The organism is Ruegeria sp. C6 (assembly GCF_056537625.1).
Map to the genome: position 1 here is coordinate 42998 of NZ_JBQFRW010000008.1, position 23222 is coordinate 66219.

A 23222-nucleotide genomic window follows, 5' to 3' on the forward strand; every position below is an offset into this window, starting at 1 on the left:
ACGTCTCCGCCCTGCCTTTCGCCTTTAGCCATGCAGGCCAAGCTCATTGGCGGTCTTCCAGATCCGCCAGTGATCATGTGGCATGTTGGTATGCCGCAGACCAAAGGCCCGGAACGCATCCTGCACCGCGTTGGAGAAGCATGGCACCCCGCCCACATGCGGACTTTCGCCCACGCCCTTCGCACCGATGGGATGATGTGGCGACGGCGTGACGGTGTAGTCGGTCTCGTAATTCGGAACCTCCCATGCAGTCGGCAGGAAGAAATCCATCAGCGTGCCCGTCTTCACGTTGCCCTGATCGTCATAGGCGATTTCCTGGCCCAAAGCGACGGCGAGTGCTTCGGTCAGGCCGCCATGCACCTGTCCTTCGATGATCATCGGGTTGATCCGGGTACCGCAATCGTCCAGCGCGTAGAAGCGGCGGATGTCTGGCACGCCTGTATCCACATCAATATCCATCACGCAGACATAGGCACCGAACGGATAAGTCATGTTCGGCGGGTCATAGTAGCTGACCGCTTCAAGCCCTGGCTCAATCCCTGGAATGGCCTGATTGTAGGCGGCGAACGCGATTTCTTTCATGGTCTTGAACCGCTCGGGCGCTCCTTTGACCACGAAACGGTCGACGTCGAACTCGACGTCATCGTCATGCACTTCCAACAGATAGGCCGCGATCATTTGCGCCTTGGCGCGGATCTTGCGGCCAGCCATGGCCGTAGCCGCCCCGGCAACCGGGGTCGAGCGCGAGCCGTAGGTGCCCAGACCATAGGGCGCGGTATCGGTGTCACCCTCTTCGATGGTGATGCTATCGGCAGGTAATCCGATCTCGGAGGCCAGTATCTGTGCGAATGTCGTCGCGTGGCCTTGCCCCTGCGAAATCGTTCCAAGCCGTGCAATTGCAGAGCCCGTTGGATGGATGCGAATTTCGCAGCTATCGAACATGCCGAGACCCAGGATATCGCAATTCTTCACTGGGCCGGCACCCACGATCTCAGTGAAGAAACTGAGACCGATTCCCATGAGCTTGCGCGTTTCGCCCCGTTTGAACGCCTCTACACGCTCGGCCTGTTCCTTGCGCAATCCCTCGTAGTCGACCGTGCTGAGCGCTTTGTCCCAGGCAGTGTGATAATCGCCAGAGTCATATTCCCAGCCAAGCGCAGCCTGATAAGGGAATTGCTCTTTCTTGATGAAGTTGATCCGGCGCAAATCTGCCGCGTCCATGTTCAACTCGATCGCCAGCACCTCGATCATCCGTTCGATGAAATAAACCGCCTCTGTCACGCGGAAGGAACAACGGTAGCTGACCCCGCCCGGCGCTTTGTTGGTGTAGACGCCATCAACCTCAAGGAATGCAGTCGGGATGTCGTAAGATCCGGTGCAGATATTCATGAAACCCGCCGGGAATTTGGTTGGGTCGGCGCAGGCGTCAAATCCACCATGGTCCGCTGTCACATGGCAATGCAACCCGGTGATCTTGCCGTCCTTGGTGGCAGAAATGCGGCCCTTCATCCAATAGTCGCGGGCAAAGGCGGTGGTCATCAGATTGTCCATCCGGTCTTCGATCCACTTTACCGGCTTGCCGGTGACGATGGAGGCGACGACCGAACACACATAGCCCGGATAGGCCCCAACCTTATTACCAAACCCGCCGCCAATATCGGGAGAGATCACACGGATATTGTGTTCCTCGATCCCGGAAATCAGGCTGACCACAGTGCGGATAGCATGAGGTGCCTGGAACGTGCCCCAAAGAGTCAGCTTGCCATTGACCTTGTCCATTGAGGCGACGCAGCCGCAGGTTTCCAGTGGGCATGGGTGCGTACGGTGGTAATACATGGTCTCTTCGGCAACGACCTCGGCATTGTCGATTGTCTCGAATGTTGGATCCTTGTCGCCCGCTTCCCACGTGAAGATGTGGTTGTGATGCTTTCGAGGACCATGTGCTCCATCGATTGGTTTGCCATCCTCGCCCACGGTGTCTTCACGCAGAACTATCTCTGATTCCATCGCCTTGAACGGATCGACCAGAACCTCAAGCTCTTCGTATTCGACTTCGACGGCCTCGATTCCATCTGCCGCCGCATAGCGGTCTTCGGCCACCACAAACGCCACTTCCTGGCCTTGAAACAGAACCTTGCCATCGGCCAGAACCATTTGCTTGTCGCCGGCCAGCGTCGGCATCCAATGGAGGCCGAGCGGTTCAAGGTCCTTGGCGGTCAGCACAGCGAGAACGCCGGGCACTTCAAGCGCTGCCGCCGTATCGATGTTGGTGATCCGTGCGTGAGCGTAGGGAGAGCGGACGAAATCTCCAAAGAGCATCCCGTCAAGCTTCACGTCATCGACGTAGTTGCCCTTGCCTTGAGTAAAGCGGGCATCTTCCACCCTTTTGCGCGAACAGCCCATGCCCTTGAGGTTCGCGGTGCGTTCCTCACGATCTGGTGTCATGTCATTCATTGGGCCGCCTCCTTGGCTGCATTCATCTCGGCCGCTGCGGCTTTGATGGACTTCACGATGTTCTGATACCCGGTACAGCGGCAGATATTACCTGCCATGCCAAAACGGATCTCTTCCTCGGACGGGTTCGGGTTCTCTTCGAGCAACTTTGCCGCACGTGTGATCATGCCCGGTGTGCAATAGCCGCATTGCAGCCCGTGATGTTCCTTAAACGCCTCTTGCAGCGGGTGCAGCGCGTCAGGCCCACCGATGCCTTCGATGGTTGTGATATCCTTGCCATCGGCCTGCGCCACGAACATGGTGCAGGACTTGACTGATTTGCCATCAATGGTGACGGTGCAAGCGCCACAATGGGAAGTCTCGCAGCCAATATGCGGGCCGGTGATGTTGAGCCGCTCGCGCAGCGTGTAGATGAGAAGTTCGCGTGGCTCGGCAAGGAATTCCTCTTCCTTGCCGTTCACCGTGATCTTGTAGTGTTGTTTCTTTGACATCGGACGATCTCCTCACGCACGCGACCAGGCGCGCTCAATGGCGCGGGTCAGAATGATACCTGCCACGTGTTTTTTGAAAGCGACGGGGCCGCGGTTGTCTTCGGTGGGGTCAATATCACCGAGCATGGCGGCCACAGCGGTCTTAATGGCATTTGCATCGACGCCGGTGCCAACCAGAGCGGCCCCAGCCGCCTCGGAAAAGACCGGTGTGTCGCTCAGATTGGTCATTGCAATCGAGGCGGAGGCACAGGTGCCACCTTCTTTCACGATCTGGACTGCAGCAGCAGCGGTAGCATAATCACCAATCTTGCGCTTTTGTTTTTCATAGGCGTAACCGCCATGCGGCGTTGGGATGGTGACTGCCGTCAACACTTCTTCGTCTTCCCGAGCGGTCATGTAGGCGGCTTCGTAAAACTCGCGGGCAGCGATGTCGCGTTCCCCGTCAGGACCCTCGACAGTGAAACGCGCATTCAGGCACTGCATCAGGCCGGGCATGTCATTGCCAGGGTCGCCATTGGCCACGTTGCCACCAACTGTACCCATGTATCGGACTTGCGGGTCTGCGATCTGAAGGGCAGCTTCGCGCAGAATCGGAGCGGCGTCAGCCAGTGCGTCGTGATCAATAATCGCGTGCTGGGTGACCATCGCACCGATGCGGATACTGTCACCTCCGATCTCGATATCAGACATGCCGCCAACATCCTGAAGATCGATCAGATGCGGCACATCCGCCATCCGCAGCTTCATCATCGGAATCAGGCTGTGCCCACCGGCCATGACGCGGGCATCATCGCCATGCTCTTCCAGGATCGACAGCACACCGGCCATGTCCTTGGGTCTGTAGTATTCGAATGCCGCTGGAATCATCGGCTCTCCTCCCTTCAAGCAAATGTTCTGGCTGAAAGGATCACTGCATGCGCTTGGATGGCGACGCTTCAGTAAATCAACAAAAAACAGGTATTTTGCACGAAATGCGCCCTAGGTCGCACGAATTGCGCCCACCTGCGATGCAAGCGCATCCTGAACCGTCTTGAGTTTGGATCGACTGACCGGCGCGGGTGGCAAACCATCCCCGTCGAACAGGCATCGACCCTTATCCTTGGTACGCTCAAACCGCGCCACGCGCTGAGGATTGACAAGGTAGCTGCGGTGGGTCTGGAGAAATCCGGTGGGCACCAATCGCTTGGCGGCCTCGGTCACTGGCCAGACACAAAACAACCGATCCGTTTCGGTGTAAACTTGGGTGTAGTGCCCATCCGCGCGCAAAAACAGAACATCTTCGGCAGAGATGAAGACCTTTCCGCCATCCCGTTCGCAAGGAATTTGCAGCAATGGTTTTACATCCACGGTCGCTTCTGTTGGCTCCGGGTCTTTCCTCGAAGGTCCTGGCAGGTAGGTCACGCTGACCCACAAGCAAGCACCAAATATGATGAAACTGAACAGGATTACGCCAATGGCCAGCGTCTCGTTGCTCATCAACGGGCCAAACTCAACCCCACTTGGCACGGCGACGAAACGGGTGCTCGCCAGAGCAAGAAAATGAACGGTGCAAACCGCCACTGCAAAACACAATGTGCCCAGCAAAATGTTTCTGTTTGTTCGCTGCCCGTAGGCAATCGCGAAAGCCAGCATACAAAGCGCTATTGCAGCAATCGAGGACAAGATGACGCCACTGGGCGTATACACTGCCCGGCAAAGCTCCAAGCCAGCCATGCCAATATAGTGCATCGCCAAGATGCCCAACCCAACAACGCCTCCTGCCATCGCAATCGTGGCGCGGTTGCGTTCGGTGAAATGCAACAGAATAAGCGCAGCCCCGACGAGCAGGATCGCGACAAGGGCAGACACAAGTGTGATTGCAGCGTCGTAATAGAACAGGATCGGCATCTGAAGCCCGAGCATGGCCACGAAGTGCATGGCCCAGATTCCACCGCCAAGCGAAACAGCCGCAAGAGCCACCGAGGCCTTCTTTTCAAAGACCGGCTTCGTCGAAAGATCTCGCGTCATCGACAATCCTGTAAACCCTGCCACGAAGGCAACGATGCAGGACATGGCGACGAGGAAACTGTTGTGGCTGACGTCGAGAAACTCCATTGTCGCAAATTGGCTAAAAAGTATGCGTTTGGCAAATGGATCAACGATGTCGGACGTTCAAAGAGCGGTTACACATTAGGCGATGCCCAGCTCCGAAGCATTCGTGCCGAGGTGGCTAGCATGCTGCTATTCGGCGGCTTTGAGGCCAAATCCGCCGTTCATATTGATTGGGTGAAAACCACAATTTAAGGCTAATGAAGATCTGCCCGACCCCTCCCGCCGTCATCATTTGATGTTTAATTTGTGACTTCCGAAAGCTGTTGGGGGGAATGGCTAGAGATGCCTTTAGACCGCTTTATAAACTTGCCAGTCTTCGGATAAGCCCTTCAGTTCTTTTGTTCCAAGACTTTCGAAGTCCAGACCGGACCCAGCCACCAGATCTTTTACTGTTCTGGAAACGACGATGTCGCCGCCTCCGCCCAATTCTGAGATACGCGCTGCAATGTTAATGGCAATTCCGCGCACATCATCCGCAGAAACTTCGACCTCGCCTGTGTGACCCCCTAAGCGAACTTCCAGATTCAGCTTGGAAATGGCATCGCCAATCGCCTTGCCACGATGGATCGCCTGGCCGGGTCCGTCAAACGTAGCAAGAAAGCCATCGCCATATACTTGGTAGGCAATGTGCACCTCATCGCTGTGCCTCGTTAGGACAACCCTATTGGCAAAGAAAGGCTATGAGGCACGCTTGGTTCAATCAATATCATTTCAATCAGCAGTGAAGGCCAGAAGGCCAGCCCGTTAACCGATGGTTCGATCCTTATAGCAATCGATTATCCACAATAGTGCTTATGGTTTCGCTTTTTGTGCTAGCGTTGGGCAGTTGCGAGCACGCACGTTTGAGTATGCTGACGAAAGTGGGAGTTTGGAGATGCTGGTTGACCGATATGGACTGACGTTGACGACCAGCCTGCCAGAGGCGCGGGACGCCTACGTCGCGGGGCTTGATCACATCCTTGCAGCAACGTTTGGTGCAAGCGAAGCTTTTTCCGCCGCCATCACGGCCGATCCCGGCTTCGCCCTCGGTCACGTTGGGCTTGCTCGAGCTCGAATGTATGAAAACGATATGTCTGGCGCTCAAGAGGCAATGGCGTCGGCCCGCGCCTGCGCATCTGGGTTGACTGAGCGCGAGGAGGGTCATCTCGCGGTATTCGATCTCTTGCTTCAGGGACGTGTTTCACAGGCACGAAGCGCAGTTCTGAAGCACGCTGCTCATCACCCCCGCGATGTCCTTGTCGCGCAGATCTGTACCAACATTTTTGGTTTGATTGGGACATCGGGTGAGCCTGGTCGGGAAAGCACGCAACTTGCCTACACGACCAAATTATTTGATGCCTTGGGCGAAGACTGGTGGGTTATGAGCGTACACGGTCAGGCGCTGTGCGAAGTTGGGCGGCTTGATGAGGCCATGTCCATGATGGACGGCTCGCTCGCTTTGAACAACGCCAATGCAAACGCGTCACACTTCAAAGCGCACACACTCTACGAGCAAGGTTATGGAGAGGCCGGTCGCGCATACCTTGCCGACTGGATCGCGGATTATGATGTGCGCTCGGTATTGCACGGCCACTTAAGTTGGCATCGCGCTCTGTGGGCCTTGGAGCAAGGGGATGAGGCTGAGCTATGGACGATTTACGAGGGGGCTATCGCACCCGCAGCGTCCTATTCGTTGCCGATAAATATTCTAACCGATGCTGCTGCACTTTTGCACCGCACTGAGATTGCGGGTCTAACAGTTGCGCCCAAACTTTGGCGCGACCTGAGTGAATACGCATCACGGTTTTTTCCAAACCCAGGCATGAGTTTTGCAGACATACATGGCGCACTGGCTCATGCAATGGCAGGGGAAGGAGAACGCCTTGCGGTTCTGACCGAAACAAGCTTGGGTTTTGCGTCAGATCTTGTTCGCCCGGTGGCCCGTGCGTGGGGCGCGATTGCGCGACAAGATTGGACGGATGCGCTGCAACAGCTGACACCGGTCATGGCAGATCACGCTCGTCTGGGTGGCAGCCGCGCACAGCGTGACCTTTTGGAGCTGACTTACCTGAATCTGCTATTGAAATCCGGCCATATTCAAGAAGCTCATCGAACGATTACAGCGCGACGCCCGATCTTCAGTCATAATGCGCCCGTTGCAGGCTTTGTCTGAATTCACAAAGCTCTAGTTTATCAGCTCTTCTTACCCCTCCTTTAGCTAGGCTGCGCACGACCGGAATGGACTGGTTACTTCCTGATTACAAATCCCGTATCACGCCATTTATGGTATGCAAGCCTGATCAATCGCTCTGCAACCTGGTCGTAATTTCTGACAGGCGAGACCAGGATTGTAAGGTGACGGGCAAAGCAAGTGCGGCTTCCGCAAACTCCCATGAATAGCTGATAATCGAAAATATCATGCCCGGTGTCGCATCCAGGTTTTGGGTCGCGAACCACAGGTTGAATAGGAGCAGACCTATTAACAGAATGAAGATTACGCCATAAAGAACGGCTTCGGTATCCGAGAGCTTTACTTCGAACCGGCGCAGTTTACTCAGGTGGACGAAAACCGGACGGTCACGTCGTTGTTCCAGAACACTGACCTGATGCTCCATTTGCTCATTCAGCGCACGGTTCCATTGCCAAAACGTCGAATGAAACAGAGCGTATACAGATATCATTCCGACAAGAACCCCACAGGCAGACAGGGCCAGAACTGGCGAGAAGTAAAACAGCAAAATTGCTGATACGACGAACTGCACCACCCCCGCGATTGCCGAGGGCAGGATCTCTTCAAGAAAGTCGGCCAGTTCGCGCCCCATCCCGATCCGGGCGTTCAGCGACGAAATTGGAAGATTTGAAAACCGCGCGGCAAGCGCCTTGCCCAATTCGACACGGATCATACCGTAGACACGTGTATCGTAAATCCGCCGGATCACGCTGATCATAGTGAGGGCAACCATGAGCGCACCTAACTGCACAAAGGGCTCAAAATCTTCGCTCAGCAATCCATCTATGGCGAAGCCGACGAACAGCGGAATCAGAACCGTCAGGGCAGTTTCAGCCAGGATCAGGAACCACGTAAGCCCTACGCGCCAGCGGAACACACTCAGAAGCGTGCCGATTGTCAGTTTTCGATCTGTCAGCATGTCGAATTACTGATCATAGTGAATGCGAACACGCACATCGCCAGGCCAGACCGAGGCAGCCTTGAAATCCGGCTCGTCCTGAGGGTCTGAGGCACCTGTTGAACCCAGCCCCTCCAACAGTTTCGTCTCAGTCATGTTCAGGTCATCGTCCTTGTTTTCGTCATGAAACAGCAGTACAGCGTATGGGCCCGCGTTCAGGTCAGAAAACTCATGGCTGACGCTGCCTTTACGTGACGGAATCTGGGCGTAGTCAATGGCGCTCCAGACATCCAAACTGTCAAAGGCGCGCGCGTTATCGAATACAAGGATCACGATGTTGCCGTTGGCGTTGCGGATGCCGTCCACAGTCACATTCAGACCCTCGGCGGAGGCCGGTGTCGCAAGCGTTACCACGGCGAACGCAGGGGCTAGAAGGTTCCGTATCATGGCTTTGTCCTTTCTTCAGAAGGCTGCGGAAGGGGTGACTTGAAAATGGCAATGACATCCTCGGTGATGGCGATCAGTACCGGCACCAACAGCAGCATGAGGGCTGTGCCGAAGAGTTCTCCAAAAGCTAAAGAGATTGCCGCAGGGATCAGATACTGCGCTTGCTCAGAGGTTTCGGTCAGCAAAGGCAGCAGACCAATCACTGTAGTTGCGGTGGTCAGAAAGATCGCCTTGAAACGTCCAATGCCTGCGCTTCTCAGCGCCAGATTCACGGGCTGACCTTCCTCTCGCGCCTGATTGTAGCGGGTGATCATGACCAGACTGTCGTTCACAATCACACCGGTCAGAGCAAGCATGCCGAAGAACGAAAACAGCGACAGCGAGACATCCATGATCAGGTGCCCGACGGCGGCTGCGATAAAGCCGAATGGCACGATGGCCAGAATGACGAAAGGCTGCCAATAGCTTTTCAACGGCACGGCCATCAGCACATAGATCAGAACGGCTGCCAGCAACAGCGCGCGCTTCAGGCCATCGCTTATATCGGCCATCTCTTCCAGTTCACCGGCCGGCAGGACGGTTACGCTGGGATATTTGGCACGGAGTTTCGGGACCAGCTGCTCGAACACCGCCTGCCCCACCTCTTCGGGAGCAACAAGGTCGCGGTCGATGGACGCGGCTACGATGTTCATGCGCTTGCCGTCACGGCGATCGATAGTGCCAGAGGCATAGGTGCCCTCGATTTCGGCGACGGTCTCAAGCGGCACCCAGGCGCCGGATGCGCTGCGCAACCGGGTCTGCACCAGATCCGCCAACGTATCGCGGTTTTCACGCGCGTTCTGTACGACTACGCGGACTTCGGACCCATCGCGTCTGACCTTGGTCACCTCGGCCCCGCCGAACCCATAGCCAATCTGTCTGGCCAGAGCCTCGGCGTTAAAACCAAGGTGCCGCGCGTCCGGGCGCAGGCGGAGTTTCAGTTCAGGTTGGCCGCCCACCAACCCATCCCTTACATTTGCCACGCCCTCGATGTTCGACAGGAAACCTTTCATTTCAGCGCTGGCTTGCTGCAGAAGATCTTCGTCTTTTGACGCCAACCGGATTCGGAACCCTCCGGCAAGCGTTTCCGATCCGGTGAACTCCAACTCGGTGGCGCCCTCGACCGCACCGACCCGGTCGCGCCATTCGCGGACCACAGAAAGGATCGGGACATTCGGACGCTCAGCTACCGGGATCATTTCAGCGAAAATTTGCGCATTTCCAGCGCTGTTGATGATGGTGAATACTGTCTGAACGGGTGGAGCAGACATGCTCGCCTCTTCTGCAAGCTCGACGTTCAGCTCGTTCAACACGGCTTCGATCCGATTCACGTTCGTGCGGGTCAGTGCAAAGGGGGAGCGGGCATCCATTTCCAGGTTCATCGTGATGACCTGACCGGGCACCTCGGGAAAGAACACCGTCCTGACCTCGCCCTTGTACATCAGGCCAAGCCCCAGCGTTGCGGCGGCAATGAACAAGATCAGCACGGCGTAGCGCTGACGCACCGCCGCGACGAGCAAAGGCTGGTAGATGCAATCCCGCACCCAGTACAACCCGCCCTGCGCAGAATCCTGTACCCGCCCCCACAAGCGGGTCGGCAAGTATCGACGCTCTTGCCGCATCGAAACCTGCGCCAGATGGGCGGGCAGGATGAATTTGCTTTCGATAAGCGAAAAGATCAGCGTCAGGATCACGATGCCCGCGAACCCGGCAAGTACCTTGCCCAGCGGATTGTCGATCAACAGCATCGGGAAAAAGGCTGCGATTGTGGTCAGCACGCCAAAGACGGTCGCAACAGCCACGCGATGCACGCCGCGTTCCGTGTCCCTAATCGGGTCCTTCCCCTTGCGGCGTTCTTCAAAAACGCTTTCGCCGACTACAACGGCATCATCGACCAGAATTCCCAAGGCAATGATCAGACCAAAAGTCGTGACATCGTTCAGCGAATAGTCCACCCATTTCGAGCCCGAGACAGCAAGCGCCCCCATGACCGAAACGGGAATGCCCATGGCAACCCAGAAGGCCAAACGCACGTTCAGGAAAATCGACAGCATCAGGGTCACAAGGATCAAACCCTGCACCCCGTTTGAGCGCAACAGCGCCAGACGGTCCGAGATGTAGCCAGCGCTATCACCCCAAACCTCGACCTGTACCTGCGACGGCAGCTGTCGGCTGAACTCGTCAACCGTGCTGCGCACGACATCACTGATCTCCAGCAGGTTCTCCTTCTGCCCGACCAGAACCTCCATCCCTACGGTTGGTTTGCCGTTCAGGCGAAACAAGTACTCGCCGTTCTGAAACCCGTCTTCGATTTTGGCAATATCGCCCAAAGGCACATAGGACCCGTCGTCACGTTCGATAATCGGCAGAGCTGCGTATTCCGGCACGTATTTCGCCCTGTCATCGGCCCGCAGATAAATCGTACCGCCATCGGTCCTCAGACGACCTGCCTGAAAGGCCAGCGAATTCCCTTCGATCGCACGGGTCACATCCGAAACCGTCAACCCATAGTGGCGCAGCAACGCCGGGTCGATTTCGATGCGCAATTCCCGCGGTATCAGGCCCCAGATTTGCAGCCGCGACAATTCCGGTTGCGCCAGCAACTCTTCTTTCAGGCGTTGCGCCAAGCTCTGCAATGTGGCGGGGTCTGTTTCTCCGAACAAGTTCAGATACAGCGCCGGGAAATCGAAACCCGAGGCTTCGATCACGGGTCGGCGCGCAGTATCAGGCAGATCAGTCAAACCGTCGATCCGAATACGTACACGATCCAGGACGGCTTGTAGTTTCTGGCCACCTGCGCGGCGGACAGTCACGACACTTAGGTCATTTTGGGATCGTGATGTCACACTACGCACGCCCTCCAAACCTTCGAGGGCCTGCTCAACTTTCTGGGTCACCAATTCATCAACCTGTTCGGCTGTGGCGTCCGGAAACTCAATCGCGATTGTAACACTTTCCGGCGGAATGCGGGGGAAGCCTTCGATCCGAATGTTCAGCAGCGTTTGCACCCCAAGAAATAGGATCAGCGCCATCAACAAATTGGCAGCGACCGGATTTCGAATAAACCAGGAAGTCAGAGCGTGCATGGCTCAGCCACCATCTGATTGCGGCGTCACCCGCTGACCCGGTAGAAACGAGGCCAAAGGTGTTTTGCCCACGCGCCACGGGCCGGTCCCTTCGGGGGCCGATACCGTCACTGTACCTTCGCTGCGGAACAGGATGTTCGGGCTAAGCCTCTGCAATTGGTCCTTATCGTCTACAAGCCAAATGTATCCCGCACGGGTCAGGACGCTTTCGGGTAGGGTTAATGTGTCCGAGATCCGGCGTCCGGGTATGTGAACCTGCAGGAAGTCTCCGGCGAGTATGCGTTCATCGGGCTTTGTGACATCCAGAAAGACCCGCACCTGCCGTGTGTCTTGATCCAGAAACCCTCCTCCACGCCGGACTTGAGCCCGCCCCAACGCTCCGCCCGAGCGCTGTGTCAGATCAGCAGTGGCGCCAGAGATCGGATGATCCAACAACGCCCAGTCCGCCTGACTAAACTCGGCGACCAGTTCGAATTGCTGGTCGTCCGAAAGGTGTATCAGGGCATCGCCTGGGTTGACCGTCTGGCCCAGACTGGCAAAGCGATGGGTTACAAATCCCGAAAAAGGGGCGACAACCTCCGCGTCCTTCAGTTCATTTCGCGCCGCATTCAGCCGTGCCTGCGCAGCTGCAACGGATTTCTCGGCAATGCGCAATTGCGGCAGATTCACAGCCAGTTCGTTTGGCGGTTCTGTTTCATCCCGGTCAAACTGTCGTTGCGCGACTGTCACTTTGTTCTGCGCGCGCAATAACGCCAGTTCCGCTTGCTCAAGCTCCATCTCAGCGGCTGCAACGGCGCTTTGATAAGGTGCATTTTCGATTGAAAACAAAGGGGCACCCCGTTCCACCTTAGTCCCTGCCAAAGCAGCGTTGTGCACTGCAATGATGCGCCCGGACACAGCAGATCGCAGCTTGGCATCCCACCGAGGCCGAACTTCGGCAAACGCCGAAACCCGCGCTTGTACGGTTGCTGAAGCAACTGTGACGACCGAGACGGTCGGTGGCGGAGGTGAGGTCGTTGTTGCCTGAACATCAATTGTATCTTCTGTATCAAACAGGAGGATGGCGATCGCTACAAACAGTGCCAACGATAGTCCAATCCAAAGCCACCGCCGGGTCGGTCTTTGCCGAGTTTCCAAAGTTTTGTCTGTCATAGACCAGTCTTTCCTGTGCCGCCGAATCCATTGCACCTTGTGGCATTCGATAGAGTGTCATATACTATGAACGATCGTTCGTTCAATATTAAGTTGAAAAAATGTCCGAAGACACCAGGAAGCCGGAATCAATCCGGGAAAAGGCAACAGCCAAGCGTCGCAACCAGATTTTGGAGGCCGCAGTTATGTGTTTCCTTGAGCGCGGCTATCATCAGACCGGTGTCCGCGATATCGCGGCGCGGGCGGGCGTCAGCCTTGGAAATCTCTATAATCATTTTCGCGGCAAACATGATGTGCTTGTAGAAATCGCAATACTTGAACGCCGCGAGATGGAGCCGTTTCTGAAAATCCTGAACTCAGATGCGCCCGCGCCCAAAGTCATAAGAAAGTTCATCAAGGCCTACGCAAAATACCTTGCTGCGCCGGAAAACGTTATTCTCACGTTGGAAATTTCGAGCGAAGCAGTTCGTCAACCGGACATCGCGCAGCTGTTCGTCGAGAACCGATCGAGTTTGACTGAGGCCCTGGAAGCCGTAGTGAAGCGAGGAATTACTGGCGGTGAATTGCGCACCGTTCCGGATCCCCTTCAGGCGTCACAACTGGTGATCGAAGTTCTGGAAGGTAGTGCATATCGTAGTGTACTGTCAGAAATGCCTATGACCGGGATCATTGTGTGCGCTGAAGACTTTATTATGAGTTCCTTGCTGGCACGTCATTAGCACGTGGGTAGCGTGTCGTTTTGGATTTCGTGAATGTCAGCCAAAGGGAACTGCCTGAGACATTCATGTAGGCAGCAAAGATCGACTTTGAGCCGGCCGAAACGCGCGGGAGGTCAAAAGAAAGTTGGAATTGCAGTTAGGACTATTGGCTAACGCAATATCATCCGAGGTTCGGTTACCAGACTTCGTTTAGTCACAAGACAAAGCGGTGGCAAAGCGCATGCAGATTCCAACCACCGGCACAGCGCCAGATCGTTTTTGATGCGATTGACGCACTGATCTATTGATACTGTAGGGATCAGGCGATCAGATACGATGGCAGATTTCTCAAGCATCCGCCTTTATCAGGTCGCTTGCCTTTTCGCCAATCATGATCGCTGGTGCGTTGGTGTTGCCGCTGACGATTTCCGGCATGATCGAACAATCAGCCACCCGCAGGTTCGAAATACCGTGTACCTTTAGTCTTGCGTCGACAACAGACGTCTCGGCGTTCCCCATCGCGCAGGTGCCGGTTGGGTGGTAGATCGACACGCTGTTCGATCTGGCCCAATCCAGAGTGCCTTCATAATCTTCGCAGCTCAGCTCTGCCGTTGGTCGAAACTCTTCTGATATCTTCGAGGCCAGAGGGTTTTGTTTGGCAATCCCGCGCGCGATGTTCACGCCGTCGACAATGGTTCGGCAGTCCGTTTCAGTGGACAGATAGTTCGGGATGATCTTGACATGTTCGGATGGGTCCGGTCCGTTCAGGCGCAGCTCTCCCCGACTTTCCGGACGCAGTTGGCAGACCGACATCGTGAAGGCCGAAAACGGATGCACACCTTCGCCTGGGCTGTCGGCGGACCAGGGTTGCACGTGGAACTGAATGTCGGGCGTCTCAACATCGGGCCGGGTTTTCATGAAACCAGTCGCAAGGCTGGCGGCCATTGTCATCGGACCCGCACGAAATAGTGCATATTTCAGCGCGATTCGCGCCTGATTGAAGAGGCTGCGAACTTCGTCATTCAGTGTGGGCTCATTGCATTTGAACACCAGCCGCGCCTGCAAGTGATCCTGAAGACCTTTGCCAACACCCGGCAGGGCGTGCAGCGGTTTGATACCATTTTCCTTTAGATGATCCGGCTCTCCGATCCCTGACAACATCAGGATTTGGGGAGAGTTGATCGCCCCGCCGGACAGGATGACCTCGCGCCGAACAGTCAGTGTCTGCTCGTTACCAGAACGATCCCGGTAGACCAGCCCGGTTACTTTTTTCCCATCCAGAACCACACGCGACACAAGCGCTTTGGTGATGATGTTGAGGTTCTGACGACCGCGAATGGGCTTGAGATAGGCGACGGCGGCGCTACAGCGGCGCCCATTGCGCGTGGTCAGTTGGAAGTAACCCACGCCTTCTTGCTCGGCCCCGTTATAATCTGGGTTGAACGGGTAACCGGCGGCCTGTGCTGCTGCGACCCAGGCATCGCAGATCGGGCGCTGAATGCGCATGTTGGACACTGACAAGGGGCCATCGACGCCATGATATTCATCCTCGCCGCGTTCTTGATCCTCACAGCGTTTGAACAGGGGTAGCACATCGTCCCAGCCCCAACCCTCGTTGCCCATTTGCCGCCAGCGGTCGTAATCTTCCTTCTGGCCACGCACATAGAGCAACCCGTTCAGCGAAGATGAGCCACCCAGTACCTTGCCCCGTGGCCAGTCGATGGATCGACCGTTAAGGCCGGGGTCGGGCTCAGTGCGATAGCACCAGTCAACCGAGGGGTTATGCATCGTTTTGAAATAGCCGACGGGGATGTGAATCCACGGGTTGGTATCGCGGCCACCTGCTTCGAGCAGCGCAACAGTTGTGTTGGGGTCTGCGCTCAACCGATTGGCAATGACACAGCCCGACGATCCTGCGCCAACAACTGCATAATCCACCTCCATGACCGCCTCCTTCCAACGTCGCTGAAAAAAACTCTATGCAAGATGCAAGAATTATACTAGCCTTTTTTGATACAAAACGTCTCAATAATTGCGATCAGGGAGGTAAGCAATGGAGATCGGACGGAAACTAAGTGGTATTTCACGGCGAGATTTCTTCCGCGTGGCCGGGCGTTACGGCATGAGCTCGACACTGCTGGCGGCGGGCGGGTTCGGCGGCGCGATGAGTCTGGCGAATCTGGCGCAGGCCGCCGAATCCACCTATGAGAAGCGCTTTTCGAAAGAGCCGAAGCACACGCTGAAATTCGGCGCGTCGGGCTTCAACACCCGCAACCTGTTGATTGAACGCGCCGGCGCAATTGAGTTCGCGCGCGACCTGGAAGAACGCACGGACGGCGAGATTCGCATCGAATTCATCGGCGACAACCAGATCTGCGGCCAGCTGAGCTGTGTCGAAAAGACCCAGCAGGGAATCGTCGATATTTATGCTGCCTCAACTCAGAACTCGGCCGGAGGCGCACCTTATCTGAACGTGCTGGACTACGCCTATATGTTCCCCAGCCGCGCGGCGCAGTATCACTTCTTCTATAGCCCGGCGAGCCAACGCATCCTGCGTGATCCGCTGGAAAAACGGCACGGGTTGAAGTTCCTGTTTACCCATTGTGAGCTACGCGGCCTGCAAATGGGATCGACCTTTGCCGACAAGCCGACCGTCACCAAACTGGAAGAGTTGTTTGGTACCAAGAACCGCGTGACGGGTACGCAGTTGGGCCGGATCGCAATGCAATTGCTGAATCTGAACCCAGTCCCGGTGGCTTGGGAAGAGACACTGGATGCGCTTAAGACAGGTCTGATCGATGGGGCGGAAACCTGGGCCTCGGCCGTGGCTTACGCCAACATGGCGCCGGTGGTTTCGCAGTCGGTCAATCTGAAATTTTTCTGCGGCACTGAACATACGTCCATGTCGGCCGAGGTCTTTGACGGTCTGAGTGGAGAATTGCAAGACGCAGTTATGGAATCTTCCTACTTCACTCAAGCGTTGATCCAGGGTGCGAATGAAGCCGCATTGCTGAATACTGTAGGCTTCTCGGAGCCGCAATTGCCGGACACTATCTTCGCCGAAAATGGCGTGCGCCCGGCATTCCTGGCTGACGATCAGATCAAGCTGGCCGAAGAGATGTGCGCTCCGAACTACAACCCAGAGCCTTGGGCCCAGTGGCGCGAACGTCTGAATAAATGGGCAGGCGGCATTGATACCTATCAGGAAATCTACGACATCGCGCGCGAGATTCCGGCTGACACCCTGCCGGAAAATGTCGAACCGCGCCGTTGGTGGAAAGGCGAAGCCTGATAGACTGTTACGAACCGGCCCTGAGCGGGCCGGTTCAACTTCATACCGACTGGGAGGACGGGGTTCATGTCGTTTTGGGCAGACATCGGCGCGATTTTCAGCGCCTTTCTCAGCCAGGATTCGTTCGAGATTCAATCCGCACTGGAATCCGACGCCGCCTGGGTGTTGGGCGCGATTGTCTCGGCGATTGGCGGAATCGTGATCATGTTGATCTATCGGGCGGTGCCCTTTGTTGAACGTCATCTGGAACGGTCGGTGATGGTGTATTCCTACCTTGCGATCGCATTAATCATCTTCTGGGGCGTGATCGACCGGTTTGTGTTCAACGATCAGGAACCCTGGTCGACCACCATTCCCCCGCTGCTGTTCATGGTCATGGCGTGGTTTGGGGCGTCGTACAATGTCCGCCTGCGCACACATTTGAGCTTCAGCGAATTCCGCACTGCAATGCCGAGGGCTGGGCAATTGGCTTGCCTGATACTCGACGCGATATTGTGGTTCATCTTTGCGGTGATCGTCATCGTGACCACAACACGGCTGGTGGCATTGTCGGCATCAAACTTTCAGATCGTTCTGGGAACAGACAATATCATGCAGTGGTGGTTCCTTCTGGCCGCACCGCTGTCGTTCTTTCTGATGGTCGGGCGCGTGTTTCAGAACCTTGCCGATGATCTGAACAACTGGAAAACAGGCGAGCCGCTGATCAAGCAGGCCGTGATCGGAGCAGACTGATGACAGACGGAACTATGGTCACACTGATCTCTCTTGCGGTCACCTTTCTGTTCATGCTGGGCGTGCCGGTTTTGTTGGTAATCGGCTATTGGGTCATCGGCTGTTCGTTTGTTCTTGGCCTGACGCTGGACAACATGGGCGCTGAACTTCTGAACGTGTTCAACAAGGGTTTCGCCTTGCTGGCGATGCCGCTGTTCATCCTGACCGGAGACCTGATTAATAAATCGGGCATCGCGCGGCGGCTCAGCGATTTTGCTTATGCCTGTCTGGGCTGGATACGCGGCGGGCTGGCGATGGCATCCCTTGGGGCATGCGGATTGTTCGCAGCAATCTCAGGCTCAAACTCGGCCACAACCGCCACGATCGGTTCGATGCTGCACCCTGAGATGGTCAAAGGGGGTTATGACGAACGGTTCAGCGCGGCCACGGCGGCGGCAGGCGGTACGGTGGGGATCATCATTCCTCCCTCGATTATCTTTATCGTCTACGGTTTCCTGATGAACCTGCCGATTTCCGAGCTATTCGTGGCGGGTATCCTTCCGGGCGCGCTGATGGTTTTTGGCATGCAGTTCGCCTGCTGGATCATCTGCCGCATGAACGGGTGGGGTCATCTGATCCCGCTACAACTGAACCGGGTGCTGAAGACCGCATTCGGTGCCTGGCTTGGGTTCTTCGCCATCGGGCTGGTGTTGTGGGGTATATACACAGGCAAATTCTCACCAACTGAGGCAGCCGGAGTGACGGTCGGCTTCTGCGTTATTGCAGGGTTGGTCAGCTATCCGATCAATCGGATCATGGGCGCGCGGAACGACATCTCACCCACCGAAAAAAGCTATGCCGAGATGTTTGTCGTCGAAGGCTTCACGATCCCCGAGATCCCCTCAATCGTGATCCGCTCGGCCCAGATCACAGGTATCCTCGCACCGCTGATCGCGATTTCTGTGGTGATGCAGCAGATCCTTTCATTGCTTGGCGCTCAGCAAACCATTGGGGATTTCGTAACCTCGATGGGTGGCTACTATGCGGTTCTGTTTACTTCGATGGTGATCGTTTTCTTCTCGGGCATGGTACTCGAAAGCCTGCCTGTCACGATTATCCTGGCCCCGATCCTGGCACCGATTGCGGCCTCGGTCGGGATTGATCCGATCCATTTCTCGGTAATCTTCCTTGTGGGGGCTTCGATTGGCTTCATCACACCACCCTACGGTCTCAATCTCTACGTGGCATCAGGGGTGACTGGCGTTCCCTACTTCCGTTTGCTTCGGTACACTGTGCCCTATCTAGCAGCGCTGATATCAGTGTGGATTTTGATCTCGCTTGTACCCGATCTGGCCTTGATCCTGCTGCCAAATAACTAGACTGTTGCGGGATGGCCGAAACGGAAACACAAGACAAAGAAACTCAGATCCCAACTAACTTGCGCCTTCTCCTCATCCTTGAGGAGGTGGCGCGACGCGGGGTTGCCGTCAAACCATCGGACCTGATCGAGGCACTCGGTCTGGCGAAACCAACAATCCACCGTTTGTTGCAAACAGCAGAGGCCGAAGGTTTCCTGCAGCGTGATCTGGATGGCCGCTCATACGGTCCCGGGCACCGTCTAAGGTTGCTTTCAGTCAACACCATGTCGTCCGAGCATCTGCGCACAGCGCGTTTGGCGATCTTACGCAGTGTCGCCGAACAGGTTGGTGAGACCTGCAATCTCGCCATCCCCGACCGAGAGGGCATGATCTATCTTGACCGGGTCGAGACGAAGTGGCCTTTGCGCATTCAATTACCGGTCGGGACACAGGTTCCCTTTCATTGCACCGCCAGCGGTAAGATGTACTTGTCCACGCTCCGGCAGAAAACACTGGATGGATTTCTTTCAGCAGGAAATCTGCAGCCACAGACTGAAAGTTCACTGACCGACCCGCAGTCATTGCGCACGGAAATCCAACATATCGCTGAGAACGGTTATTCCACTGATGATGAAGAGTTCATGAGTGGAATGGCAGCCCTAGCAGTACCCGTTCAAGATGGGCAAGGCCGATTGGTGGGCACACTTTCGGTTCATGCACCGACACAACGTCACAACGTCAACAGCCTGATGTCGTTTCTGGGTATCCTGAAAAAGGGAGCAAATGAACTTTCGGCTCTGTTAACCACGTGACCAGAACCTGAAAGACAGCCGCGACATAATAATTTTTGCTCGACTGCCACGGCAGGTATCGTCCGGTTCGGGGCATTCTGCATCGCAACGGATGAGCCGCACACAAAGGCCTTCCTCACAGCAATCACTCTCACAGCTTTCTTAGTCTGCTAGCCATAAACTCTGAATCTAAGAAATACTCACACCAGTAGTTCAAGTTGGATTGGCCGTGCATGCCGAATCCGAGTCGTACATCGTTGGTAGATTCGAGCGGGTAGATTTCCAGAGATAGCCCTCAAGGTCGGGATCACTCAATAGTGCGAGCAGGACCGAGTGATTGACGTAGTCTTATTTCTGTCGGCAACTCAACACTTTGACCGCTGTGCGCATCACGGAGTATCTGGATCAGCATCCCTGCAGCGCGACGACCCATCTCGCGATGCGGGACATGGACCGTTGTAAGAGCGGGTTCGGCAAGCATTGCAATTTCGATATCGTCAAAACCGGTAATTGAGAGGTCCCTGGGCACCTCAAGCCCCATTTCCCGAGCCGCACGTAAGGCTCCGACCGCCAAAACGTCATTGACGCACATCACGGCAGTGGTTTCTGGTGCGGCTGTCATGACCTCGCGCAAAGCAACTTCACCAGTTTCAACGCCGTAAGCGGTCTCGACAAGAAACATTGTATTCGGGTCTTGACCGGCCTCTTGTTTGGCATCCCGAATGCCTTGAACGCGTTCCCTTGCCCGATCATTCGAAGCGGTTGGTGCAGAGATACACGCGATATGCCGATGCCCATATCCAATGACCTGCCGGGCAAGGGCAAACATCGCAGCCCGATTGTCAAAGCCGATGGCCGGCGGGGATTGGTCAGGATCAAATGACCAGGCGATCAAAGTTGGTACACGCTGCTTTTTCAGAAACGCATAGATTTCCGGTTCGCGATCGTACCCAATCAGCAGCAACCCATCTGCACCCCGCGCTACCAACGCACGCACCTGTTGTTCTTCCAGCTCTGAATCATAGGCGGAAGAAGCAACCAGAAGCGTTTTACCATGCCTCACCAGCTCTTCCTGAAACGCCTGTAATCCGCGTGCAAAAACAGCGTTCTCCATAGTCGGTATCACGGCGGCGATGGTATTTGTCTGCCTTGCTGCAAGGGCTTGGGCTCCGAAATTTGGCGCGTACCCAAGTTCTCGTACGGCTGCCAGAACTCGTTCCCTTGTGCTTTGCCCTACCCGCTCTGGCGAGTTCAGGCACCGCGAGACAGTTGCGGTGGACACGTTCGCATGTCGGGCAACATCTGCAAGGGTTGGGACTGTGTTTTCGTGACCGCTTTGAGGCATGGTTTTTCTTGTCATTTTGGATGGGCAACTAGCTCAAGACGAATTCTATCAAAAGCACGATTTGTCGGGAACCTACAACACATGTGCAATGTAAGCGCTTGCATAACAAAATGTAAGCGCTTACATTGCGGGCGACTCAGTGCGAGGCATTGGATGGGTTGGGGAGGACGCATGCCATACTTGATAGCTGGAATATTGCTGCTCGCGTTTGTAGCGAACGTAGTGATCGGAGCAGTGTCGAATGCGCCCTTGGTCAACAATATCTGGGAAATGTTGATCTTGTTTGCCGCGGCCATCGCCTTTTCGATCGGCATTCTGCGGAGCGAAGCAAAAGAAATTTCGGAGAAAAAATCAAAGGAATAAATCCGAAAAAAGTCCAACGGGAGGAGAACACATGGACAAGACTAAACAGGAGCTGGCTTCGGCCGAGCGTCGGAATTTTTTGAAACTCGCGGGCACCGGCTCGTTCACGGCAGCTATGGTCGCCGGCGCGGCTGGGACATTGTGGTCCAGCGAAGCGGCAGCACAGACCGCCGCCGAGGAACGCGATCGCGAAAACGCGGCTGAATTCAAGATGACGTTGGCAACGGCCTATGTTCTGGGCGCGTCTCGCAGCTATCCGATCATGCAGCTGGACCTGAAAGAAAACATCCAGAACATGACGAATGGCAAGGTCTATGTGAAACTGGCGCCCGGTGGTCAGCTTGGTGCAGGTGGTGCGTTGGCGCAGGCGGTTCAGGGGGGGACCATTCAAGCCGCGCAACACTCGTTGTCAAATTTCGCGCCCTTCGCAAGCGTCGTCGACCTGATCAACCTTCCATATTTCTGCGGGTCCAACCAGCGGTTCACGAACCTAACTTCCTCTGAAGCTTGGAAGGCGGAAGTAGACCCCAAGATCGCGGCATCCGGCTTTAAAGCGCTGATGTATATCGTGATCGATCCGCGCGTCGTCGCTGTTCGCCAGGGAGGCAACGCAATTATCACCCCCGGCGATATGTCCGGTGTCAAATTCCGCGTACCCGGATCAAAAATGCTGCAGCAGTATTATGGCATGGTGGGTGCGAACCCGACGCCTGTTGCGTGGGGTGAGACTCCGTCAGCGATCCGGCAAGGCGTCGCAGATGCGCTTGATCCCTCGGTGGGCGCGCTGCATGTCTTTGGCTTTGGTGAGATCCTCAGCCATGTGACCTTCACTCAGGCGGTGCCGGACAGTCAGGTCTATTCGATCAACCTTGAATGGTTCGACAGCCTGCCGATGGACGTCAAAGAAGGTATCGAATTTGCGGGCGAAGTCACCCAGCAGCAGAACCTGTCCAAAGTGCCTTCGGCACGGGCCTACGCCATGTCTCAATTGATCGCGAACGGCGTCGAGTTCCACTCGCTCAGCGAAGATCAGTTGGGCGAATGGAAAGAGGTCGGTGGCTATCAGCGCAGCGAATGGGACAGCTTCAAGACCGAGCTGGCCGGATCGATGGATGCGTTCGCCAAGCTGGAAGAAGCCGCAGACACGCGTGCGAAATACTACGTGCACGACGCCTGATCGCGTCTTCGGGCCGGCGCGTCCAGCGTCGGCTCATCCGATGTTTGCCCATTAAAAACCCACTAGAACACGTCGCCGCCGCGTGACGGTAGTGAGGATGCTATGTCTCAGCTCTTTCGAGCGATTGATAAAAATGCCGAACGTTGGCTGCTTTTAGTCTTCTACGTCATGCTCGTCGGCACGATGTTTATCGAAGTGGTCCGGCGCGAGGTCTTTGCCTACTCGTCCATCTGGGGCGAAGAAATCGTCCGGTATGCGTTCATCTATCTCGCATGGATCGGTGCCGCCGCTGCAGTCAAGGAACGCGGGCATATCCGCATTGATGTTCTGATGCACTACGTCCCGCGCACGGTCAAAACGCTGCTGTACATCTTCGGCGACATCGTGATGTTCATCGTGGCACTCGTCGCGATCTATTGGTCGTGGGAGACAGTCCACGTGTCCTGGAAATTCGGGTCTGTCACACACGGCCTGCGGATCAGCCAGGTCTTTTTCCTCATGGCGGTGCCGTTTGGCTTCGCGCTGGTCATCTTTCGGCTGGTGCAGTCCTTCCTCCGCGACATTGCCGACCTTCGAACGGGCCGTCCCGTCTACGAAGGCGACAAGCTGTTTGATTAAGG

The 23222-nt window shown here is 55.8% G+C and carries 21 protein-coding genes; 10 read left to right on the top strand and 11 right to left on the bottom strand.

Features of this window, described 5'->3' with window-relative positions:
* Window positions 1-24 precede the first annotated feature (24 nt).
* The 4 genes from ACR0MJ_RS18915 to ACR0MJ_RS18930 form a co-directional block, all read right to left on the bottom strand.
* On the bottom strand, window positions 25-2454 hold the full coding sequence (locus tag ACR0MJ_RS18915) for an aerobic carbon-monoxide dehydrogenase large subunit (RefSeq protein ID WP_480762186.1): 2430 nt from the start codon (window positions 2452-2454) through the stop codon (window positions 25-27).
* On the bottom strand, window positions 2451-2945 hold the full coding sequence (locus ACR0MJ_RS18920) for a (2Fe-2S)-binding protein (RefSeq protein WP_170392521.1): 495 nt from the start codon (window positions 2943-2945) through the stop codon (window positions 2451-2453). The genes ACR0MJ_RS18915 and ACR0MJ_RS18920 overlap by 4 nt, the downstream gene beginning before the upstream one ends.
* A 12-nt stretch (window positions 2946-2957) precedes the next feature.
* On the bottom strand, window positions 2958-3812 hold the full coding sequence (locus tag ACR0MJ_RS18925) for an FAD binding domain-containing protein (protein ID WP_170512792.1): 855 nt from the start codon (window positions 3810-3812) through the stop codon (window positions 2958-2960).
* Between the two features lie 111 nt (window positions 3813-3923).
* On the bottom strand, window positions 3924-5039 hold the full coding sequence (locus ACR0MJ_RS18930) for an MHYT domain-containing protein (protein ID WP_170735722.1): 1116 nt from the start codon (window positions 5037-5039) through the stop codon (window positions 3924-3926).
* On the opposite strand from ACR0MJ_RS18930, the gene ACR0MJ_RS18935 reads away from it, so the two are divergent.
* A complete protein-coding gene (locus ACR0MJ_RS18935; protein WP_170402087.1) occupies window positions 5016-5228 on the top strand; it encodes a hypothetical protein in 213 nt (70 codons plus the stop codon). The genes ACR0MJ_RS18930 and ACR0MJ_RS18935 overlap by 24 nt on opposite strands.
* A gap of 96 nt (window positions 5229-5324) precedes the next feature.
* Here the strand turns inward: ACR0MJ_RS18935 and ACR0MJ_RS18940 are convergent, their stop codons facing one another.
* Entirely contained in the window at window positions 5325-5669 is a 345-nt protein-coding gene (locus ACR0MJ_RS18940; RefSeq protein ID WP_480762187.1) for an adenylate/guanylate cyclase domain-containing protein, read from the bottom strand.
* Window positions 5670-5910: 241 nt separating this feature from the next.
* Between ACR0MJ_RS18940 and ACR0MJ_RS18945 the strand changes: the two genes are divergently transcribed.
* Entirely contained in the window at window positions 5911-7188 is a 1278-nt protein-coding gene (locus tag ACR0MJ_RS18945; protein WP_480762188.1) for a tetratricopeptide repeat protein, read from the top strand.
* 127 nt (window positions 7189-7315) lie between these two features.
* Here ACR0MJ_RS18945 and ACR0MJ_RS18950 read toward each other — a convergent pair whose 3' ends face one another.
* The 4 genes from ACR0MJ_RS18950 to ACR0MJ_RS18965 are packed head-to-tail and all read right to left on the bottom strand — an operon-like array spanning window position 7316 to window position 12867.
* Window positions 7316-8164 carry an ABC transporter six-transmembrane domain-containing protein gene (locus ACR0MJ_RS18950; protein ID WP_170512798.1) on the bottom strand — a complete coding sequence of 283 codons (849 nt, stop codon included), beginning with the start codon at window positions 8162-8164 and terminating at the stop codon, window positions 7316-7318.
* Window positions 8165-8170: 6 nt separating this feature from the next.
* Window positions 8171-8590 carry a DUF2141 domain-containing protein gene (locus ACR0MJ_RS18955; RefSeq protein ID WP_480706937.1) on the bottom strand — a complete coding sequence of 140 codons (420 nt, stop codon included), beginning with the start codon at window positions 8588-8590 and terminating at the stop codon, window positions 8171-8173.
* Window positions 8587-11715, bottom strand: a complete 3129-nt coding sequence (locus ACR0MJ_RS18960) for an efflux RND transporter permease subunit (RefSeq protein WP_480762189.1) — start codon at window positions 11713-11715, stop codon at window positions 8587-8589. Before ACR0MJ_RS18960 ends, ACR0MJ_RS18955 begins: the two co-directional genes overlap by 4 nt.
* A gap of 3 nt (window positions 11716-11718) precedes the next feature.
* Window positions 11719-12867 (bottom strand): efflux RND transporter periplasmic adaptor subunit, encoded by a 1149-nt coding sequence (locus ACR0MJ_RS18965; protein ID WP_480762190.1) that lies wholly within the window; start codon window positions 12865-12867, stop codon window positions 11719-11721.
* A gap of 101 nt (window positions 12868-12968) precedes the next feature.
* Between ACR0MJ_RS18965 and ACR0MJ_RS18970 the strand changes: the two genes are divergently transcribed.
* On the top strand, window positions 12969-13586 hold the full coding sequence (locus ACR0MJ_RS18970; protein WP_170402103.1) for a TetR/AcrR family transcriptional regulator: 618 nt from the start codon (window positions 12969-12971) through the stop codon (window positions 13584-13586).
* A 327-nt stretch (window positions 13587-13913) separates the two neighbouring features.
* Here the strand turns inward: ACR0MJ_RS18970 and ACR0MJ_RS18975 are convergent, their stop codons facing one another.
* The gene (locus ACR0MJ_RS18975; RefSeq protein WP_170402106.1) at window positions 13914-15509 is read right to left on the bottom strand and encodes a GMC family oxidoreductase N-terminal domain-containing protein; all 1596 of its coding nucleotides are present in this window, start codon (window positions 15507-15509) and stop codon (window positions 13914-13916) included.
* Window positions 15510-15618: 109 nt separating this feature from the next.
* On the opposite strand from ACR0MJ_RS18975, the gene ACR0MJ_RS18980 reads away from it, so the two are divergent.
* The 4 genes from ACR0MJ_RS18980 (at window position 15619) to ACR0MJ_RS18995 (ending at window position 19738) form a co-directional block, all read left to right on the top strand.
* Window positions 15619-16857, top strand: coding sequence for a TRAP transporter substrate-binding protein (locus ACR0MJ_RS18980; protein WP_170402109.1), 1239 nt, complete (start codon window positions 15619-15621; stop codon window positions 16855-16857).
* A 66-nt stretch (window positions 16858-16923) separates the two neighbouring features.
* Entirely contained in the window at window positions 16924-17589 is a 666-nt protein-coding gene (locus ACR0MJ_RS18985) for a TRAP transporter small permease (protein WP_170392533.1), read from the top strand.
* Complete coding sequence (locus tag ACR0MJ_RS18990; RefSeq protein WP_170594355.1) at window positions 17589-18947, top strand: TRAP transporter large permease; 1359 nt, start codon at window positions 17589-17591, stop codon at window positions 18945-18947. Before ACR0MJ_RS18985 ends, ACR0MJ_RS18990 begins: the two co-directional genes overlap by 1 nt.
* An 11-nt stretch (window positions 18948-18958) precedes the next feature.
* Window positions 18959-19738, top strand: a complete 780-nt coding sequence (locus ACR0MJ_RS18995) for an IclR family transcriptional regulator (protein WP_170402115.1) — start codon at window positions 18959-18961, stop codon at window positions 19736-19738.
* Between the two features lie 286 nt (window positions 19739-20024).
* Here ACR0MJ_RS18995 and ACR0MJ_RS19000 read toward each other — a convergent pair whose 3' ends face one another.
* The gene (locus tag ACR0MJ_RS19000; RefSeq protein ID WP_480762191.1) at window positions 20025-21077 is read right to left on the bottom strand and encodes a LacI family DNA-binding transcriptional regulator; all 1053 of its coding nucleotides are present in this window, start codon (window positions 21075-21077) and stop codon (window positions 20025-20027) included.
* A 156-nt stretch (window positions 21078-21233) separates the two neighbouring features.
* Here ACR0MJ_RS19000 and ACR0MJ_RS19005 point away from each other — a divergent pair, with 156 nt between their 5' ends.
* The 3 genes from ACR0MJ_RS19005 (at window position 21234) to ACR0MJ_RS19015 (ending at window position 23220) form a co-directional block, all read left to right on the top strand.
* The gene (locus ACR0MJ_RS19005) at window positions 21234-21425 is read left to right on the top strand and encodes a hypothetical protein (protein ID WP_170392536.1); all 192 of its coding nucleotides are present in this window, start codon (window positions 21234-21236) and stop codon (window positions 21423-21425) included.
* A 31-nt stretch (window positions 21426-21456) separates the two neighbouring features.
* Window positions 21457-22602 carry a TRAP transporter substrate-binding protein gene (locus ACR0MJ_RS19010; protein WP_170402121.1) on the top strand — a complete coding sequence of 382 codons (1146 nt, stop codon included), beginning with the start codon at window positions 21457-21459 and terminating at the stop codon, window positions 22600-22602.
* Window positions 22603-22704: 102 nt separating this feature from the next.
* On the top strand, window positions 22705-23220 hold the full coding sequence (locus tag ACR0MJ_RS19015) for a TRAP transporter small permease (RefSeq protein WP_170392538.1): 516 nt from the start codon (window positions 22705-22707) through the stop codon (window positions 23218-23220).
* Window positions 23221-23222 lie beyond the last annotated feature (2 nt).

Bases quoted from the DNA above. Each gene is read 5' to 3' on its own strand.
- ACR0MJ_RS18945 (WP_480762188.1), top strand. From the start codon at position 5,911: ATGCTGGTTGACCGATATGGACTGACGTTGACGACCAGCCTGCCAGAG.
- ACR0MJ_RS18975 (WP_170402106.1), bottom strand. From the start codon at position 15,509: ATGGAGGTGGATTATGCAGTTGTTGGCGCAGGATCGTCGGGCTGTGTC.
- ACR0MJ_RS18995 (WP_170402115.1), top strand. From the start codon at position 18,959: ATGGCCGAAACGGAAACACAAGACAAAGAAACTCAGATCCCAACTAAC.
- ACR0MJ_RS19005 (WP_170392536.1), top strand. From the start codon at position 21,234: ATGCCATACTTGATAGCTGGAATATTGCTGCTCGCGTTTGTAGCGAAC.
- ACR0MJ_RS19010 (WP_170402121.1), top strand. From the start codon at position 21,457: ATGGACAAGACTAAACAGGAGCTGGCTTCGGCCGAGCGTCGGAATTTT.
- ACR0MJ_RS18950 (WP_170512798.1), bottom strand. From the start codon at position 8,164: ATGCTGACAGATCGAAAACTGACAATCGGCACGCTTCTGAGTGTGTTC.
- ACR0MJ_RS18930 (WP_170735722.1), bottom strand. From the start codon at position 5,039: ATGGAGTTTCTCGACGTCAGCCACAACAGTTTCCTCGTCGCCATGTCC.
- ACR0MJ_RS18965 (WP_480762190.1), bottom strand. From the start codon at position 12,867: ATGACAGACAAAACTTTGGAAACTCGGCAAAGACCGACCCGGCGGTGG.
- ACR0MJ_RS18925 (WP_170512792.1), bottom strand. From the start codon at position 3,812: ATGATTCCAGCGGCATTCGAATACTACAGACCCAAGGACATGGCCGGT.
- ACR0MJ_RS18915 (WP_480762186.1), bottom strand. From the start codon at position 2,454: ATGAATGACATGACACCAGATCGTGAGGAACGCACCGCGAACCTCAAG.
- ACR0MJ_RS18955 (WP_480706937.1), bottom strand. From the start codon at position 8,590: ATGATACGGAACCTTCTAGCCCCTGCGTTCGCCGTGGTAACGCTTGCG.
- ACR0MJ_RS18960 (WP_480762189.1), bottom strand. From the start codon at position 11,715: ATGCACGCTCTGACTTCCTGGTTTATTCGAAATCCGGTCGCTGCCAAT.
- ACR0MJ_RS18920 (WP_170392521.1), bottom strand. From the start codon at position 2,945: ATGTCAAAGAAACAACACTACAAGATCACGGTGAACGGCAAGGAAGAG.
- ACR0MJ_RS18985 (WP_170392533.1), top strand. From the start codon at position 16,924: ATGTCGTTTTGGGCAGACATCGGCGCGATTTTCAGCGCCTTTCTCAGC.
- ACR0MJ_RS19015 (WP_170392538.1), top strand. From the start codon at position 22,705: ATGTCTCAGCTCTTTCGAGCGATTGATAAAAATGCCGAACGTTGGCTG.
- ACR0MJ_RS18980 (WP_170402109.1), top strand. From the start codon at position 15,619: ATGGAGATCGGACGGAAACTAAGTGGTATTTCACGGCGAGATTTCTTC.
- ACR0MJ_RS19000 (WP_480762191.1), bottom strand. From the start codon at position 21,077: ATGACAAGAAAAACCATGCCTCAAAGCGGTCACGAAAACACAGTCCCA.
- ACR0MJ_RS18990 (WP_170594355.1), top strand. From the start codon at position 17,589: ATGACAGACGGAACTATGGTCACACTGATCTCTCTTGCGGTCACCTTT.
- ACR0MJ_RS18970 (WP_170402103.1), top strand. From the start codon at position 12,969: ATGTCCGAAGACACCAGGAAGCCGGAATCAATCCGGGAAAAGGCAACA.